This is a genomic window from Bradyrhizobium sp. 14AA (genome assembly GCF_054185205.1).
Genome location: NZ_JAVAYM010000002.1, coordinates 556,447 through 572,960, shown reverse-complemented (window position 1 = coordinate 572,960; position 16,514 = coordinate 556,447). Strand labels below are relative to the sequence as shown.

Sequence of the window (16,514 nt, the reverse complement as noted above, 5' to 3'; positions counted from 1 at the left end):
TTAAGGCCGTTAACCATACCGTGGCGGTGTCGGCCACGAAAGCCCGCAAAAACCACGGAGCCATCATGACCTCGATTTCGGCGGCCTCCGCCGGCAATTACCAGTCGCCGTTGCAGCGGCTGCAGCAGGAACTGCAATCGGAAGTGTCCGCCGGCACGATCTCGTCGTCGGACCAGTCGGCGCTTTCGACGGCGCTGACCGACATCGACACGGCGCTCCAGCAGAGCCGGTCGAGCGACCAGTCGAGCGGCACGCGTCCCTCCAAGGACGAGATGCAGTCGAAGATCGACGACCTCATTTCCAACGAGGTGTCGAACGGCACGCTGACCTCGGACCAGGCCGACGAGCTCAAGAGCGTGTTTCAGTCCGCCTTCGCGAACGGTCCCGGCGGGGCGGGCGGGCCCGGCGGCGCAGGCGGACCTCCGCCCGGTCCGCCGCCGGACGACAGCTCTTCGGATTCGTCGACGACGACGGACACGACCAGCACGTCGGCGGTTTCCACCACGGCCGAGATCCTCCAGCAGTTCCTGCAGGCGCTCCAGCAGTCGCAATCGTCGAGCTCATCCTACGGCGCCAGCGGCAGTTCGTCCGGCAATTCGGATTTTTCCGCACTTCTGATCGACTACAAGAGCTGACCTCGCGCGACGCGGGTTGGCGCGTTCCTCGCCGCGACCGTGCTTCACCCAGGGCGCACGATCGTCGGCGGGGAACCGTGCGCCGCAAAATGTTCCTGGGTGACGTAGGAACGCCTCGCGAGACTTTCCCGCTCGCGCATCGCGCGACGAAATTGCCGCGCGCAAGGAACTGCGTGTGTTCAGCGCTGTTTTCTCAACACGAGTTTTCTGTGAAGGAGAGGACAACATGCTGACGAAATCGATCGCCGCCGGCCTCGCCGGCACCGCGCTGCTTGCAACCTTTGCGTTCGCGCAAGCGCCGACCGCCACCACCGACAAGGCGCCGGCCGCCGCCACGACGGCCACCACGACCGCTTCCGGCGAGTGGCGTACGTCGAAGATGTCGGGCCTGAAGGTCTACAATGAGGCCAACGAGAACATCGGCTCGATCAACGAGTTGCTGATGGACAAGAGCGGCAACGTCAAGATTGCCGTGATCGGCGTCGGCGGCTTCCTCGGAATGGGCGAGCATCTGGTCGCCGTGCCGTACGAGAAGTTGAAGTTCGTCAACGAGGCCGTGGCCTATACCGGCGCCGCGACGAATCCGGGCGCCAAGCCCGCTGCGTCGACCACGACCGGCGCTGCGACCGGCACCGACAAGACCGCGACGACCACGACGTCGTCCTCGTCGAAATGGTATCCGGATCACGCCATGTTCAATGCGAGCAAGGAAGAGCTGAAGAACATGCCCGAGTTCAAGTATTCGGAGTAATGCGGTTCGCGTGAGCAGCTAAACGAGGCGCGCCCGGTTTTCACCGGGCGCGCCGTCGTGTCTTAGTCATTGCGAGGAGCTCTTGCGACGAAGCAATCCAGACTGTCGCCGTGGAGGGATTCTGGATTGCTACGCTTCGCTCGCAATGACGGAAAATGCCGAAGCTAGTGCGTCACCAGCGGGCAGCCGCCCTTGTCGAGCGGACGGAACGCCTCGTCGCCGGGCACGGTGGCGATCAGCTTGTAGAGGTCCCACTCGCCCTTGGAATCCTCGGGCTTCTTCACCTCGAACAGATACATGTCGTGCACCATGCGGCCGTCGATGCGGACCTTGCCGTTCCTGGCGAAGAAGTCGTTGACCGGCGTCGCGCGCATCTGCGCCATCACCTTCGGGGCTTCGTCGGTCTTGATAGCGTCGATCGCCTTCAGATAGTGCATGGTCGCCGAATAGAGGCCGGCCTGGATCATGGTCGGCATGTGGCCGACCTTCTCGTTGAAGCGCTTTGAGAAGGCGCGCGTCTCCTCGTTCATGTCCCAGTAGAAGGCATCGGTGACGATCAGGCCTTGCGTCGCCTTGATGCCGAGCGAGTGCGTGTCGGTGATCTCCTGCAAGAGCGCGATCATCTTCTGGCCGCCCTGGGTCAGGCCGAACTCGGCCGCCTGCTTCAGCGCGTTGGTGGTGTCGCCGCCGGCGTTCGCCAGCGCGACCACCTTGGCCCTGGAGGCCTGGGCCTGCAGCAGGAACGAGGAGAAGTCCGACGAGTTGAGCGGATGACGGACCTCGCCGAGCACCTTGCCGCCGCTCTCCTTGACGACGTTGGCGGCGTCGCGCTGCAGCGCCATGCCGAAGGCGTAGTCGGCGGTGACGAAGAACCAGGTGTCCTCGCCGCGCTTGACCATCGCCTTGCCGGCGACGTTCGATAGCGCATAGGTGTCGTAGGTCCAGTGCACGGTGTTGGGCGAGCAGGCAACGCCGGTGATGTCGGAGGAGCCGCCGCCCGAATTGATGTTGATCTTGTTCTTCTCGCGCGTCAGCGCCGAGATCGGCAGCGCCACCGAGGACGTCGGCACGTCGAAGATCGCATCGACCTTGTCGTTGTCGTACCAGTTGCGGGCGATGTTGACGCCGACGTCGGGCTTGTTCTGGTGATCGGCGGCGACCACCTGCACGGGCTTGCCCGCAACCTTGGCGCCGTAATCGGCAACCGCCATCTCGACCGCGGCCAGCGAGCCCTTGCCAGTCGCGTCCGCATAGAGGCTCGACATGTCCGTGAGCACGCCGATCTTGACGACGTCGTCGGAAATCTGCGCCTGCGCCGCGCCGGACGTGGCGGCGAGGGCCAGACCGGCAGCGAGGGTGGCGATGAGTTTTTGCATGTTTGTTTCTCCCTGTGTGTTGTTGTTTGGGCTTTGTTGCAGGGACTGTTCTAGCGACTATCGATCGCGGCAGCTAAGCGGTGCGCGCCATAGCGGGATGCAAAATCGGAAGGGGCGGGCGGTGTTCCTCACCCTCTCCCCTTGCGGGCGAGACAGTGTCTCCTTCCCGCGAGTCCGGGATCGTAGGGTGGGCAAAGGCGCACTTGCGCCGTGTCCACCATCGATCCAACACTCCAATAGGAGTGGTGGGCACGCTTCGCTTTGCCCACCCTACCATACTGTGGTTGCGGACAGAGATCTCTCATCCGGCGCGCCGCCCCTCAGCCGCTGCCCTTGAGCCGTTCGTTGCGCCGGCGCAGGCCTTCCAGGGTGGCGAGGAGGATCACCGAGACCGTCGTCAGGATGACCGCGGCTGCCGTGATCGTCGGGCTGATGTTCTCGCGGATGCCGCTGAACATTTCGCGCGGCAGCGTGCGTTGCTCCGGCCCTGCCATGAACAGCACAATCACCACCTCATCGAAGCTGGTCGCGAAGGCGAACAGTGCGCCCGATGCGAGGCCAGGCAGGATCAACGGCAGGATCACACGGCGGAATGCTTGAAGCGGCGAGGCGCCGAGCGAGGCGGCGGCGCGCGAAAGATTGGTGTCGAAGCTTTGCAGCGTCGCGCCGACCGTGATCACCACAAACGGCGTCGCGAGCGCGGTGTGGGCCAGGATCAGGCCGAGATAGCTGCCGGTCAGTCCCATCGGCGCGAAGAAGAAATACAGGCCGACCGCGGTGATGACGCCGGGCACGACGACCGGCGACAGCACGAATGCAAGAATGAGCGGCTTGAACCGGCTCTTCCACTGCGCCAGCCCCAGCGCGGCCAGCGTGCCGAGCACCATGGACAGCGCCGTCGAGGCGACGCCGATGATCATGCTGTTCTTCAGCGAATTCATCCAGCGCGGCGAATTGATGAAATCGTCGTACCAGCGCAGGGACAGGCCGGGCAGCGGATAGGTGAGATAGGAGCCCGAGCTGAAGGACAGCGGCATGATCGCCAGGATTGGCGCGATCAGGAAGATGAACACCAGCGTGGAGATGACGATGGTCGCGGTCCACGCGATGCGCTGGCTCGGCGTGCGGAGAGAGGAATTGTCGCTCAATTCTTCATCCCTCCCGTGACCTGCTGGCCCTGCACCAGCTTGCCGTAGACGAGCGCCAGCAGAAGGGTGGCGAGCAGCAGCACCGCACCCAATGCCGAAGCAAGGCCCCAGTTGGCCGTCTCGGTCGTGTAGAGCGCGATGAAGTAGCTGATCATCTGATCGGCGGCGCCGCCGACGAGGGCCGGCGTGATGTAGTAGCCGAGTGCCAGGATGAAGACGAGCAGGCTTCCCGCACCGATGCCAGGCAACGTCTGCGGCAGGTAGATCCGCAGGAAGGCGGTGAGGGGCGGCGCACCGAGCGAAGCGGCGGCGCGCATGTAGGCGGGCGAGATCGCCTTCATGCTGCTGTACAGCGGCAGGATCATGAACGGCAGGAGCACGTGGGTCATCGCCACGCAGACGCCGAAGCGGTTGTAGATCAGGCGCAACGGCTCGTCGATGATGCCAAGCCAGTGCAGGCTGTCGTTCACGACGCCCTTGCTCTGCAACAGCACGATCCAGGCGCAGGTGCGGACCAGGAGCGATGTCCAGAACGGCAGCAGGACGAAGATCATCAGCAGGTTCGAGCGGCCGGGCGGCAGCGTCGCCAGCAGGTAAGCGACCGGGAAGCCGAGCAACAGGCAGAGTGCCGTGACACTGATGCTGATGAGGAAGGTGCGGGCGAAAATTTCGCGGTAGATGGCCTGATCCGGCGAGGCCGCGACGATCGCGCCGTCCACGTTCCGCGTCAGGTCTAGTGCCGCGAGAAGGTAGAAGCCGGTCACTGGGCCACCGGCATCCCTGATCGTCGTCCAGGTGGTGCGTTCGCGCCAGGCCGGGTTGATCTTGACCAGCGCCTCCTTTGCGGTGCCGGGCTCGGGCGCTGCCTTCAGATTGCGTGCCGTGCTGGTGAGGATCGTGCGAAAACCGTTCAGCGCGTAGTTGAGCCGCTTGGCAGCGATCGCGACGGTGGCGGCGGCGCGCGCCGCCAGAATGTCGCTTGCCAACGCTGCGTAGGCCTTTTCGTCCGGCAGGTCCTTGCCGTCCCAGTTGGCGAGAGCAGCGATCGTTTGAGGCAGAACCTGACGCACCTCCCTGTCATCGACCGCGCGCCACAGCATGCCGGCGATGGGCCCGGCGAACGTGAAGAGCAGGAAGACGAGAAGCGGCAGCACCAGCGCCAATGCCTTGACCTGGCGTGATCGCTCTGCGCGCCTCAATCGGCGCTTGAGCGGCACTTCGGTCGACGCATTGGCCCCGGTCAAGCGCGCATCTGTCATGGGTCAAGCCTTGCGGCGTGCGCTACTTCGCGGCCCATTTGTTGAAGCGCTCGGTCAGGCGATCGATGTTCTCGAGCCAGAAGCCGACGTTGATCTCGACCGCGTTCTTGATGTTGTCAGGGGCCGTCGGCAGGTCCTTCAGCACGGCGGGCTGCAGCTTGCCGGCGGCGTCCCTGTTCGAGGTGCCGTAGGCAATGTTCTCCGACAATTTCGACTGGTTCTCCGCCTTGCCGACGAAATCCAGGAACTTGTAGGCCGCGTCCTTGTTCGGGCTGCCCTTCAGGATGACCCAGCTGTCGAGGGTGAACAGCGCGCCGTCCCACACCATGCCGAAGTTCTTCTTCTCGTTCTTGTTCGCGGTGTCGATGCGGCCATTGTAGACCGAGGTCATCGCGACCTCGCCGGAGGCGAGCAGTTGCGGCGGCTGGGCGCCGGCCTTCCACCAGACGATGTCGCCCTTGATGGTGTCGAGCTTCTTGAAGGCGCGCTCGACGCCCTCGTCGGTCGCCAGCACCTTGTAGACGTCCTTCGGCGCGACGCCGTCGGCCATCAGCGCGATCTCCAGCGTGGTCTTCGGGCCCTGGCGCAGGCCGCGCTTGCCCGGAATCTTCTTGGTGTCGAAGAAATCGGCCCAGCCACCCGGCGCCTGCTTCAGCTTGTCCTTGTCGTAGCCGAGAACGAAATCGTAGAGGATGGCGCCGACGCCGCAAGCGTTGACCGACGGCGGGATATAGGCGGCCTCGCCGCCGATCTTGGAATAGTCCATCTTCTCGAACAGGCCTTCCTCGCAGCCGACCGCGAGCTCGTCGCTCTCGACCTGGACGACGTCCCAGGTGGCGGCGCCGCCCTGCACCTTGGCGCGCAACACGCCGACGCCGCCGTCCCAGGATTCGTCGTTCATGGGAACGCCGGCCGCCTTCTTGAACGGCTCGAAATAGACTTTCTTCTGGGTATCCTGATACGCGCCGCCCCACGACACGATTGTGAGGTCACGCGCCTCTGCGACCGTGACCAGTGCAGCGCTGGCGCTGAACGCCGCGGCGAAACCCAGAGCAATCTTGCGCTTCAGCATGGTCGTTGTTCCTTCTTCATCTTGTTGCGTTGAGGTGATCGATACGGGTCTGGATCAGACCGGATCGAGCGCCAGGCAGTCCTCGGGGCGGAAGGTGATGAACACGCTTTCACCATGTACCAGGCTGTCGTGCGCTCCGGGCTGAAGCTTGACCATGAATTCCCCGTTGCCGGCGACATCGAGGACGGCCAGCGCATGGTCGCCGAGATAGATGGTGTTCTGCACTTTGGCCGGCAGGCGGTTCGGTCCGTCGCTGGAGGTGCCGTCCGGGATGATGGCGATCCGCTCCGGCCGCACCGACAGCGAGGTCGCTGCGCCGGCGCCCGATACGTTGACCGCCCGTGCGGTCACGGCGCCGCCACCCGCCAGCGCGACGCGGCAATAGTCCTTGTCGACCGTCTCGACGGTGCCGGCCAGCACATTGTTCTCGCCGATGAAGTGGGCGACGAAGCTGTTCACCGGATGCTCGTACAGCGCGTCGGGCCTGTCGATCTGCTGCACGATGCCGTCGTTGAACACGGCGATGCGGTCCGACATGGTGAGCGCCTCGCTCTGGTCGTGGGTGACATAGACGATTGTGATGCCCATCCTCTCGTGCAACTGCTTGATCTCCAGCTGCATCTGCTCCCGCAGGCGCTTGTCCAGGGCGCCCAGGGGCTCGTCCATCAGTACGAGCTGCGGATTGAAGACCAGTGCGCGGGCCAGCGCCACGCGCTGCTGCTGCCCGCCGGACAGCTGCCCGGGGCGCCGGTGCGCCAGGGTCTCCATCTTGATCATGCGCAACGCCGCGCTGACGCGCTCCTGCGCTTCCGCCTTGTTCGTGTTGCGAACGGAGAGCGGGAAGGCGATATTCTCCGCGATCGTCAGGTGCGGAAACAAGGCATAGTTCTGGAACACCATGCCGATGTCGCGCTTGTGCGGCGGCACGTTCTTGATCGGCCGTTCCGTGAGGTAGATCTCGCCCTGGGTCGGAACCTCGAAGCCAGCCAGCATCATCAGCGTGGTCGTCTTGCCGGAGCCCGATGGGCCGAGCAGGGTGATGAACTCGCCCTTCCTGATGTCGAGATCGAGGTTCTTCACCACGAGATGCTCGCCATCGTAGGTCTTCTGAATGCCGGAGAAGCGCACCAATGCCGGCGCAGGCGTGACCATGCCGGCTTCCATGTTGTCCTCGCGTTACCCTCTACAGTGCTCTCAGCACCTCGTCCGAGGCTGCGAAGATCAGCTTAGCAGCCTCCAACGAGAATGCCAGCGGTGCGAAAGCGCGCTACATCCCCGACAGCTTCGTCACGGACACATTCAGCGCGCCGCCGGCTTCCGCGACGATGCGTAGCGTCTTGGAGTCGAAAGCGATGTCGGCGAGCGTCAGGGTGTCGATCCTGGCATCGACCTTGACGCCGTCCTCGCTTTTCTGGAAGTCGGCGATGGTCGCTGCGATCTTCTCGCGTGCGTTGGCGGCGATCGGCTTCAGGTCGATCGTCGCCTTCTGCACCAGCGCCTGCTGCATCTGCGGCACCACCGCGCGGGCCGCTGCGCCGAGCAGGCCGAAGGCCGCCTCGGATTCCACCGCGAGCTGGATGTCGGCGAGCCGCAGCGTCTGCTGCGCCTGGTCGAGCATCGGCCGGCCCCAGATGTGCACGGTCGCCTCGGCGCCGAGACCGAGCCAGCTCTTCTTCTCCTTGGCGCGCACCAGAAGCGAAATCAGCAGCCGGTCGCCGGACGGAACCACGTTGACGCTCTTGACGGTGACGTCGACTGGACCGGAGCCGTCCTCGGGATAGGTATGGCCGACCATCTGCGCGGCGATCAGCTTGTTGATCTCGGTGAAGGGCACGTCGATCGGCACGCCGATATTCACGCCGGTGCCGGTCGGCGGCACGATCGAGATCTTGTCGGGAAACGGGCAGTCCGGCTTGGTCTGCGTCGACGTCACGCGCGTCTCCGCTTCCAGGCCCATCAGCAGAGTCACGGCCTGGGCATCGACGCGCGGCTGCGCGGCGATGGCGCGGATCGGCTTCATCTCCAGCCAGAGCGGCGGCAACGTGGACGACGAGCTGGATCCTTGCAGCGGAATCGAGCGGCAGGCCTTGGCCCATTGCACCTTCGCGTTCTCCCGCAGCGAGGGATCGTTGCGGATGCGCTCGGAGACGGCGTTGATCTGCTCGCCGACGGTCTTGTCGATCAGCGGCTTGACCTGCGCCGGCACGTTGACCTTGGCGCCGGCGACGTTGACGTTGGTATCGCCGAGATTGACCTGGGCTGCGAGATTGGGCTCGAGATGCCAGTTGGCCGCGAGCTTCGGTCGCGAGGTGATGACCACGTTGCCCCGGATCTCGGCGCTGGCATTCAAATTCTTGATGTTGACTGCGCCGATCCGTTTCGCTGCGTCACCGCCGAGCACGCTGCCGAGCGCGTCGCCGAGCGCGCCGGTGGCTTTGGCGGACAGCGAGCCCGTCACGTTCAGCTTGCCGCTGAGCGGCGTCGAGATCGTCAGCACGTCCTTGTCGCCGGCAGCCGCCATCGGCCCGCGGACAGCGGTCCAGCCGATATCGGCGTTCTCCAGGATCTGCGAGATCGGGTTGTCGGCCTTGCCGGCGAAATTGCGCGGCGCGGCTTTCTCGGCCTGGTCGCGGATCGCCGACAGCGCGATGGCGACCGGGGCGACCACGATCGAACTCTTCGCGACCGGCGGCAACGGCGGCAATTGCGCGACGGGCGGCGCGGATATGGTCGCGCGCGGCGACAGCCAGTCCATCGCCTTCAGGCTGACGAAAAACGACACCGCGAGCACCGCCACGGCGATCAGCACAGTCTTCAAATTCAACGTCAGACGCATCTATCCCCCAAGTCGCCCCGCCGGGGATTTTACAGGGCGGGCGAGAAGGGCGCTAGAGCGCACCGGTGGGGTGGAATTGGGGCGAACAGGTTAATGGCTGCGAACGCGCCGTCGCCGTGCAGTCAGGCCCCGCGCCGGGGACGGCGGACCGCTCTCACATTGCCGCGAGGGCCGCCACCACAGAAGAAGCGATCGCCGCCATCGGACTCCAGCCCCGAGACCATCGTGCCGGCCGGCAGGTCGATCTGCTCGAGCACCTTGCCGGTCTCGGGATCGATCCGCCTGATGTCGCTATCCTCGCCTTCCCAGGTGCCATGCCAAAGCTCGCCGTCGACCCAGGTCACCCCGGTCACGAAGCGCTTGCTCTCGATGGTGCGCAGAACCTTCCCCGTTGCCGGATCGACCTGATGGATCTTGCGCTCGCGATATTGGCCAACCCAGAGCGAGCCTTCGGCCCAGGCCAATCCGGAATCGCCGCCGCCGCCCGGCGCCGGAATGGTGGTGAGCACCTTGCCGGTGGCGGCGTCGATCTTCTGGATGCGATCCTCGGCGATCTGGAACAGGTGCCGGCCGTCGAATGCCGTTCCCGCATGCGCGGCGACGTCGATCGAGCGTGTGATATTGCCGCCAGCGGGATCGACCGCATTCAATTTGTCGCCGGATGCAAACCAGACATGGGAGCCGTCATAGGTGACGCCATGCACGTGGTCGACGCCTTCAAATGGACCGTACTCCCTGACGATCTCGGCAGCTGAACGTTTCATGTGCTCGATCCCTGTGATGTGCGCCTACCTTACGTCTTCAGAAGCGGTCCCGGGAGTAACAAGCCTGTCGGGAAACCCGGGATGGGCGGGGTCATCCAGCGCCGGGCTCGGCCATGCCCGAAGAACTGCACCTTGTTCGACCGCGCCAGCTCGTCGAGGGCCCGCTGCACGGTGCGCGCGCTGGTTCCAAGCGCCAGTGCGAGCGCCGAGCTCGACCAGGGCTCGCCGTCGGAGAGGAAGGCGAGGAGGGTGGCGTGCTTCTCCTCCACCGGTCGCGCCAGCACGAGGACGTCGCGCGTCTTGCGCGGTGCCAGCACGAATCCCTGCTTCGTCGCGTTGACGTCGGCCAGCGGTTTGAGCTTGGTGCGGAGCCGCCCGATCTCGACGCGCAAACGCGCGCGGTGCGATTCATCGACGTGCTTCGCTCGAAACGCACCCGAGATCAACGTCTCTCGCGAGACATCCGCGGGCCATGCCTGCGCCAGGAGACGGACGAGCGCGAACAGCACCGGCCGCGTTCCGAACGCCGCGACGACGCCTTGCCTGCGCGCGACGTGATGGAACGTGTCCACGACGAGCGCCGTCGAGGTCGCCAGTCTTTCGACCTCTCCGAGCAACAACGGGTGTTCGCCGCCGCGCGCGATCAGGCGCGCTGCCGGCGTGTCGAGGATGAGGTTCGCGCTGTCGACCTCGGCCACGAGTGCCGGGATTTGCGCCCGTCGAGCCGCCTTGGCCGCGCGGTCGAGCGCCACGCGGGCATCTCTCGTTCTGATCCGCCTGATTGCGATGCCCGCGACCACGAGCTCGCGGACGGCCTGGGATGCCGGCGGCAGCGGCGAGGTGCCGAGCTCGGCCAGTGTACGCTCGGCTTCGTCGAGGCGCCCGATCAGAAGAAGACGGCGCGCCTCGATGTGGCCCGCATGCGCGGCGTTGGCGAGATCGCCGTGCTTTTCGAGTGTCGCCCGCGCAGCTGCGAGCGTTTTTGCCGGCCAACCCAGGTCGCGCGAGACGAGGGCGATCTCGGCTTCGGCCACCACGCATCTTGCGCGCGCGACCGCCTCGCGCGAGCCGAATGCGCGGGCGGCGCTCCGCAGCAGCACCTTCGCCTTCGCGAGATCGCCGAGCTGCGCCATCGCGATGCCGCGCAGCGCCAGCGACGGCGCATCGTTGCGCAACGCAACGCGGTTCAGGGCGCCGAGCGGATCGCCGGCCTCCAACGCGCGCGCCGCGGCAATGATCAGCGACTCCATGGCAATCCCGCCACACTTGTTACTCCCACCGCGCAACCGCGAGGTGTCAGAAATCGTTGACGGCCGACACCATGCGGTGAGGGGCGAGCGGTTCCGCGAGACTCGGAACGGCCGCCCGGACAAGACGTCAAGCAAGAGGTTTGGAGAGTCATGATGACATCAGTTGAAAAAGCAGGAACCAACGCCGCCATGCAAACACCGCCGGTGGTGTCGCCGCAGGACTGGGAGGCAGCCCGTCAGCAACTGCTCGTGAAGGAAAAGGCGCATACCCATGCCCGCGACGCTCTCGCCGCCGAGCGCCGGCGCATGCCGTGGATGGCGGTGGACAAAACCTATGCGTTCGAGGGGCCCGGCGGCAAGGTCAGCCTGCTCGACCTTTTTCAGGGCCGGCGGCAGCTGATCGTCTACCGCGCCTTCTTCGAGCCGGGCGTATTCGGCTGGCCCGATCAGGCCTGCCGGGGCTGCTCGATGGTGGCCGACCAGGTCGCCCATGTCTCGCACCTCAACGCCCGCGACACCACGCTGGTGTTCGCCTCGCGCGCGCCGCAGGCCGACATCATCAGGCTGAAGAAGCATATGGGCTGGACCATGCCCTGGGTCACCGTCACCGACAGTTTCGACGCCGATTTCGGCGTGGACGAATGGCACGGCACCAACGTGTTCTACCGCGACGGCGACCGCATCTTCCGCACCTACTTCATCAAGAGCCGCGGCGACGAGCAGATGGGCGGCACCTGGAATTATCTCGACATCACCCCGCTCGGCCGCCAGGAGGTGTGGGAGGATTCGCCAAAGGGCTATCCGCAGACGCCGACCTACAAATGGTGGAACTGGCACGACAGCTACACCGAGGGTGCTGCGCCCGACAAGAAATGGGCCGAGATCTCCGACGCCGGCGAGAAGGCGTTTCGCAAGGAGGCTGCGGAAGGACGTGACTAGTCCCGTCAGCGCAACGGCCGGCGCCAGCCGCGACGGCGTGGTGGCCGCGCGCCACCTCGCGAAGTGGCTGGCGTTGGCGGCCACACCGACCTTCGCGATCATGGCCGTGCTGACGGTCATGCTCGGCGGCGGCCCGGCGGACATGCTCTGCGCGGCCGGGCAGGGGTCTCTGCTCGGCGGGATGGTGCCGATGTATCTCCTGATGAGCGCGTTTCATTCGGCGGCGTGGCTGAGGCTGATTGCGGAGCGGCGGCGTAGTTAGTGCGAACCCGCCGCCTGCAAATAAGCAATCACCTTCGCCGCCTCCTCCGCCGAGACGCCGCCATAGGGCTGCATCTTGTTGCCGGATACGACCTCGTCCGGCTTGACCATGAAGCGGGTGAGCTTGTCCTGGTCCCAGGTGAAGCCGGCCTCTTTCATCGACGGCGAATAATTGTAGTTCGGCAGCGCGCCGGCCTTGCGGCCGACGATCCTGTTGAGGTTGGGACCGAGGCGATTGTCGCCTTCCTTGACCGAATGGCAGGTGCGGCAGGAATTGTTGAAGGCCTGCTGGGCTGCGTCGGTGCTCGCCGGTTGCTGTGCGAGCGACGCGGTTGCGGACAGCACAAGTGTCACTGCTCCGGCGCCGGCGATCGAGCGCAGCGATCGGCCTTGCAGCATTCGCAGGCGTGATTGCATCGGCGTCTCCATCGGGGATCGCGCCGCAACATGCGAGCGCGTCGGGATCTCGAGGGCAAACGAAAACGGCCCCGGTGGGTTCCGGGGCCGTTTGCGTCACAATGTCCTGTCGCGTTAGCGCGTTGCGGCTCCGAGATCGGCGCGGCGTTCCGTCATCGGCAGCACGATCACCTTGGTGCCGACGTTGACGCGGGAGTAGAGGTCGGTGACGTCGTCGTTGGTCATGCGGATGCAGCCGGACGAGACGTGCTTGCCGATGGTCTCGGGAGCGTTGGTGCCGTGGATGCGGTAGATGGTGCCGCCGAGATACATGGCGCGGGCGCCAAGCGGGTTGCCGGGGCCGCCGGCCATGTGGCGCGGCAGATAGGGCTGGCGGGCGATCATTTCCGGCGGCGGGGTCCAATCCGGCCACTCCGCCTTCTTGGTCACCGACTGGATGCCGGACCAGGTGAAGCCGTCGCGGCCGACGCCGATGCCGTAGCGCATCGCCTGGCCGTTGCCGAGCACGTAATAGAGATAGGTGTTGGGCGTATCGATGATGATGGTGCCCGGCGCTTCACGCGTCGCGTAGGAGACGGTCTGGCGGCGGAAGCGGGCCGGCATCTCGACCGCGTCCTGGTCTTCGGACGGCGCGCTCTGATAGGTCGGCGCCTGGTAGGGCTGATAGGGCTGGATCGGCTGCGGCGCGGCCATCGGCGGCAGCGGCTGGAAGAAGGGGAAGAGCTGCACCGGCGCGGCCTTGGCCGAACCCGAAAATGCGATTGCAGAGATCGCGACTGCGCCGAAGGCAACGGCGCGCGAATACGTCTTGAACGTGTCCAGATTGAACATTTGATCGCCCCTGTTTGCTCGGTGTTCTTTGCCACCGCGGCACCATTGCGGTGCTCCGTTGCCTAACTTCCTAACGGCAAAACGTTTCGGGACATTTGCGCGGAAAACCGAAAACGGTTTCATGGCGGCAAGGATTGTTTCATGACAGTTTCGTGGCCGCGCGGGCTCGTTAACGAACAAAACAGCGGGCCGACACTTCTATGACGTCACACGCCTGAAATATCCGTGGTTGATGGTCCTAAGCCGAGAATCATCAAACTCTCGGGATTTCCCCATGCGGGTATTAATCGCGACTGACGCCTGGCATCCGCAGGTTAACGGGGTGGTCCGGACGCTGACCTCGCTGGCGAATGCGGCCAAGGCCCTCGACGTCGAGATCGACTTTCTGACGCCGGACGGCTTTCCGTCGTGGCCGCTGCCGACCTATCCGGGCCTGCGCATCGCGCTGCCGAGCGGTAAAGAGATCGCGCGGCGGATCGAGAAGGCGGCGCCCGATGCGCTGCACATCGCGACCGAAGGCCCGATCGGCTGGGCGGCGCGGGCCTATTGCCGCCGCAACCGGCTCGCCTTCACGACCTCCTACACGACGCGCTTTCCGGAGTATGTTGCGGTGCGAACCGGCATCCCGGCCGCCGTCGGCTACGCCGTGCTGCGCCACTTCCACGATGCTGCCGCCATGACCATGGTCGCGACGCCCTCGCTGCGGCAGGAGCTGTCCGAGCGCGGCTTCAAGCGGCTCGGCTTCTGGACGCGCGGCGTCAACACCGAGCTGTTCCATCCCGACAGTCCGGCCAAGCTCGACCTGCCGGGCCCGATCTTCATGACGATGGGCCGCGTGGCGGTGGAGAAGAACCTCGAAGCATTCCTCTCGCTCGATCTGCCCGGCACCAAGGTCGTCGTCGGCGACGGCCCGCAGAAGGCGGCGCTCGAGAAGAAATATCCTGATGTCGTCTTCCTCGGCGAGAAGAAGGGCGCAGATCTCACCGCGCATCTCGCCGCCGCCGACGTGTTCGTCTTCCCCAGCCTGACCGACACGTTCGGCGTGGTGCAGCTCGAGGCGCTCGCCTGCGGCACGCCGGTTGCGGCATTCCCGGTGACGGGCCCGAAGGACGTCATCGCCGATCATCCGATCGGCGCGATCGACCACGATCTGCGTACCGCGTGCCTGCGCGCGCTCACCATGTCGCGCGAGACCTGCCGGAATTTTGCGCTGGAACGCTCCTGGGAAAACAGCGCGCGCCAGTTCGTCGGCAACCTCACCTCACTGCAGCCCAGCCGTGCCTTGCGCGCCTCGCCTCGCATGGCGCGGCGGCCGGTGCGCGGTTGATCTTTCATTTGAACCACAGCGAGAACCTCATCGATGGCTAAGATCATGAACCTTGACGGCACCCAGCAGCTCGACCTCACCCGCGGCACGGTCGAGCAGGCCTACGATCGCTGGGCGCCCGTCTACGATCTCGTGTTCGGCGGTGTGTTCGCCAAGGGCCGGCAGGCGGCGATCGCGGCCACCAACAAGATCGGCGGCCGCGTGCTCGAGGTTGGCGTCGGCACCGGCATCTCGCTGCCGCTCTATGCCCCGAACCTGCGCATCTTCGGCACCGACATCTCGGAGGCGATGCTGGACAAGGCGCGCCAGCGCGTCACCGAGGGCAAGCTGAAGAACGTCGAGGGGCTCGCGGTGATGGACGCCGAGAAGCTCGAATTCCCCGACAATTCCTTCGACGTCGTGATGGCGCAATATGTCGTCACGGCGGTGCCGAACCCGGAGAAGGCGCTCGACGAATTCGCCCGCGTGCTGCGCCCCGGCGGCGAACTGATCATCCTGACCCGCGTCAGCGCCGACGCCGGCATGCGCCGCTTCATCGAGCAGAAGCTCCAGCCGGTGGTGCGTCCGCTCGGCTTCCGCACCGCCGAGTTCGCCTGGTCGCGTTATGCCAAGTGGCTGGCCGGTGCCCACGGCATCGAGCTCGCCGAGCGCCGCCTGATTCCGCCGCTCGGCCATTTCTCGCTGGTGCGCTTCCGCAAGGTTGACGTCGCGAAGGCGGCTTGAGGAAGGCTGCGTAAGAGCGGCGGCTCGATCCGCCGCTCACGCGTTCACGTGCGTCATCGCGCCGCTGCGCATCGTCACATGACAAAATGATGATGTCACACGGCCTACATCGAATCCCTGTAAATCCTGAACCCGAAAGCATTTTGGGGGAGAGCATGATCAAGAATTATCTCGAACAGCTGCGGATCCAGCGCTGGGACGACCATCGCTACTATCACCACAGCCGCATCAATCAGAGCCTGCACTTCGTCAGCGCGCTGAGCTTTCTCTTCGCCTATGTCTGGCTGTTCATCGATCCCGTGGTGTCCGCGCTGGTCGGCTGGCTGGTCTCGATGACCTCGCGCCAGGCCGGTCACTTCTTCTTCGAGCCGCATACTTACGACCACATCAACCAGGCGACGCACGAGCACAAGGAAGAGATCAAGGTCGGCTACAACCTTCAGCGCAAGGTGGTGCTGATGGCGATCTGGGCGGCATCGCCCCTGGTGCTGTTCGCCGATCCCACGCTGTTCGGCCTGTTCACGCCCTGGGCGAGCGCGACCGACTTCATGCGTCAGGTTGCCAAGATCTGGCTCGCGATCGGCGGCGGCGGCCTGCTGTTCCGCACCGTGCACCTGTTCTTCATTCGCGACGTCGAGACCGGCCTCGTCTGGATGACCAAGATCCTGACTGACCCCTTCCACGACCTGATGCTCTATCGCAATGCGCCGCTGGCGCTGATGCGCGGCGAGCTGATGGACCCCGGCCTGCACCTCAACCCCGAGCACACGCTGGGCCTCATCAGCGAGCCCACGCTCGAAGAGCAGCACGCCTGATCCGGCCGTTGCCCAGGCCACGAATGTCTATTGTCATGCCCGGGCTTGTCCCGGGCATCCACGTCTTGGAGCCGTCGTGTGGAGACGCGTGGATGGCCGGGACAGGCCCG

At 65.2% G+C, this 16,514-nt stretch carries 17 protein-coding genes; 7 read left to right on the top strand and 10 right to left on the bottom strand.

Annotated features, from left to right (window positions below; genetic code table 11):
• Positions 1–65 precede the first annotated feature (65 nt).
• Both RAD15_RS07670 and RAD15_RS07665 read left to right on the top strand, forming a co-directional pair.
• Positions 66–635 (top strand): hypothetical protein, encoded by a 570-nt coding sequence (locus tag RAD15_RS07670; RefSeq protein WP_458175994.1) that lies wholly within the window; start codon positions 66–68, stop codon positions 633–635.
• Positions 636–861: 226 nt separating this feature from the next.
• Entirely contained in the window at positions 862–1,386 is a 525-nt protein-coding gene (locus tag RAD15_RS07665) for a PRC-barrel domain-containing protein (protein ID WP_458175992.1), read from the top strand.
• Positions 1,387–1,550: 164 nt separating this feature from the next.
• On the opposite strand, the gene RAD15_RS07660 is transcribed toward RAD15_RS07665, so the two are convergent.
• From RAD15_RS07660 to RAD15_RS07625, 8 genes are all read right to left on the bottom strand, one after another.
• A complete protein-coding gene (locus RAD15_RS07660) occupies positions 1,551–2,762 on the bottom strand; it encodes an ABC transporter substrate-binding protein (RefSeq protein ID WP_458175990.1) in 1,212 nt (403 codons plus the stop codon).
• A 320-nt stretch (positions 2,763–3,082) separates the two neighbouring features.
• Positions 3,083–3,910: an ABC transporter permease gene (locus RAD15_RS07655; protein WP_458175988.1), complete on the bottom strand. Its 828-nt coding sequence runs from the start codon at positions 3,908–3,910 to the stop codon at positions 3,083–3,085.
• Positions 3,907–5,169, bottom strand: coding sequence for an ABC transporter permease (locus tag RAD15_RS07650; protein WP_458175986.1), 1,263 nt, complete (start codon positions 5,167–5,169; stop codon positions 3,907–3,909). The genes RAD15_RS07655 and RAD15_RS07650 overlap by 4 nt, the downstream gene beginning before the upstream one ends.
• Before the next feature lie 22 nt (positions 5,170–5,191).
• Positions 5,192–6,241, bottom strand: coding sequence for an ABC transporter substrate-binding protein (locus RAD15_RS07645; protein WP_458175984.1), 1,050 nt, complete (start codon positions 6,239–6,241; stop codon positions 5,192–5,194).
• Between the two features lie 54 nt (positions 6,242–6,295).
• Positions 6,296–7,405: an ABC transporter ATP-binding protein gene (locus tag RAD15_RS07640; protein ID WP_458175982.1), complete on the bottom strand. Its 1,110-nt coding sequence runs from the start codon at positions 7,403–7,405 to the stop codon at positions 6,296–6,298.
• A gap of 103 nt (positions 7,406–7,508) precedes the next feature.
• Positions 7,509–9,077, bottom strand: coding sequence for a DUF4403 family protein (locus RAD15_RS07635; protein ID WP_458175980.1), 1,569 nt, complete (start codon positions 9,075–9,077; stop codon positions 7,509–7,511).
• 122 nt (positions 9,078–9,199) lie between these two features.
• A complete protein-coding gene (locus RAD15_RS07630) occupies positions 9,200–9,841 on the bottom strand; it encodes a Vgb family protein (protein WP_458175978.1) in 642 nt (213 codons plus the stop codon).
• Between the two features lie 29 nt (positions 9,842–9,870).
• On the bottom strand, positions 9,871–11,091 hold the full coding sequence (locus RAD15_RS07625) for a helix-turn-helix domain-containing protein (RefSeq protein WP_458175976.1): 1,221 nt from the start codon (positions 11,089–11,091) through the stop codon (positions 9,871–9,873).
• 150 nt (positions 11,092–11,241) lie between these two features.
• Here RAD15_RS07625 and RAD15_RS07620 point away from each other — a divergent pair, with 150 nt between their 5' ends.
• Together RAD15_RS07620 and RAD15_RS07615 are read left to right on the top strand one after the other, a co-directional pair.
• Positions 11,242–12,030 (top strand): DUF899 domain-containing protein, encoded by a 789-nt coding sequence (locus RAD15_RS07620; RefSeq protein WP_458175974.1) that lies wholly within the window; start codon positions 11,242–11,244, stop codon positions 12,028–12,030.
• On the top strand, positions 12,023–12,292 hold the full coding sequence (locus RAD15_RS07615) for a hypothetical protein (protein ID WP_458175972.1): 270 nt from the start codon (positions 12,023–12,025) through the stop codon (positions 12,290–12,292). Before RAD15_RS07620 ends, RAD15_RS07615 begins: the two co-directional genes overlap by 8 nt.
• On the opposite strand, the gene RAD15_RS07610 is transcribed toward RAD15_RS07615, so the two are convergent.
• Positions 12,289–12,708, bottom strand: coding sequence for a c-type cytochrome (locus tag RAD15_RS07610; RefSeq protein WP_458175970.1), 420 nt, complete (start codon positions 12,706–12,708; stop codon positions 12,289–12,291). The two genes, RAD15_RS07615 and RAD15_RS07610, sit on opposite strands and share 4 nt — an antisense overlap.
• 114 nt (positions 12,709–12,822) lie before the next feature.
• On the bottom strand, positions 12,823–13,539 hold the full coding sequence (locus tag RAD15_RS07605) for a L,D-transpeptidase (protein ID WP_458175968.1): 717 nt from the start codon (positions 13,537–13,539) through the stop codon (positions 12,823–12,825).
• A 274-nt stretch (positions 13,540–13,813) separates the two neighbouring features.
• On the opposite strand from RAD15_RS07605, the gene RAD15_RS07600 reads away from it, so the two are divergent.
• From RAD15_RS07600 to RAD15_RS07590, 3 genes are all read left to right on the top strand, one after another.
• Positions 13,814–14,866 (top strand): glycosyltransferase family 4 protein, encoded by a 1,053-nt coding sequence (locus RAD15_RS07600; RefSeq protein WP_458175966.1) that lies wholly within the window; start codon positions 13,814–13,816, stop codon positions 14,864–14,866.
• 33 nt (positions 14,867–14,899) lie between these two features.
• Positions 14,900–15,589, top strand: a complete 690-nt coding sequence (locus RAD15_RS07595; protein WP_095426049.1) for a class I SAM-dependent methyltransferase — start codon at positions 14,900–14,902, stop codon at positions 15,587–15,589.
• Between the two features lie 155 nt (positions 15,590–15,744).
• Positions 15,745–16,404 (top strand): hypothetical protein, encoded by a 660-nt coding sequence (locus RAD15_RS07590; RefSeq protein WP_458175964.1) that lies wholly within the window; start codon positions 15,745–15,747, stop codon positions 16,402–16,404.
• The last annotated feature ends 110 nt before the right edge of the window (positions 16,405–16,514 follow it).

Excerpts from the sequence above, each read along its gene's own strand:
- RAD15_RS07600 (WP_458175966.1), top strand. The coding sequence starts at position 13,814 with ATGCGGGTATTAATCGCGACTGACGCCTGGCATCCGCAGGTTAACGGG.
- RAD15_RS07595 (WP_095426049.1), top strand. The coding sequence starts at position 14,900 with ATGGCTAAGATCATGAACCTTGACGGCACCCAGCAGCTCGACCTCACC.
- RAD15_RS07605 (WP_458175968.1), bottom strand. The coding sequence starts at position 13,539 with ATGTTCAATCTGGACACGTTCAAGACGTATTCGCGCGCCGTTGCCTTC.
- RAD15_RS07635 (WP_458175980.1), bottom strand. The coding sequence starts at position 9,077 with ATGCGTCTGACGTTGAATTTGAAGACTGTGCTGATCGCCGTGGCGGTG.
- RAD15_RS07630 (WP_458175978.1), bottom strand. The coding sequence starts at position 9,841 with ATGAAACGTTCAGCTGCCGAGATCGTCAGGGAGTACGGTCCATTTGAA.
- RAD15_RS07670 (WP_458175994.1), top strand. The coding sequence starts at position 66 with ATGACCTCGATTTCGGCGGCCTCCGCCGGCAATTACCAGTCGCCGTTG.
- RAD15_RS07610 (WP_458175970.1), bottom strand. The coding sequence starts at position 12,708 with ATGCAATCACGCCTGCGAATGCTGCAAGGCCGATCGCTGCGCTCGATC.
- RAD15_RS07660 (WP_458175990.1), bottom strand. The coding sequence starts at position 2,762 with ATGCAAAAACTCATCGCCACCCTCGCTGCCGGTCTGGCCCTCGCCGCC.
- RAD15_RS07650 (WP_458175986.1), bottom strand. The coding sequence starts at position 5,169 with ATGACAGATGCGCGCTTGACCGGGGCCAATGCGTCGACCGAAGTGCCG.
- RAD15_RS07665 (WP_458175992.1), top strand. The coding sequence starts at position 862 with ATGCTGACGAAATCGATCGCCGCCGGCCTCGCCGGCACCGCGCTGCTT.
- RAD15_RS07645 (WP_458175984.1), bottom strand. The coding sequence starts at position 6,241 with ATGCTGAAGCGCAAGATTGCTCTGGGTTTCGCCGCGGCGTTCAGCGCC.
- RAD15_RS07640 (WP_458175982.1), bottom strand. The coding sequence starts at position 7,405 with ATGGAAGCCGGCATGGTCACGCCTGCGCCGGCATTGGTGCGCTTCTCC.
- RAD15_RS07620 (WP_458175974.1), top strand. The coding sequence starts at position 11,242 with ATGATGACATCAGTTGAAAAAGCAGGAACCAACGCCGCCATGCAAACA.
- RAD15_RS07625 (WP_458175976.1), bottom strand. The coding sequence starts at position 11,091 with ATGGAGTCGCTGATCATTGCCGCGGCGCGCGCGTTGGAGGCCGGCGAT.
- RAD15_RS07590 (WP_458175964.1), top strand. The coding sequence starts at position 15,745 with ATGATCAAGAATTATCTCGAACAGCTGCGGATCCAGCGCTGGGACGAC.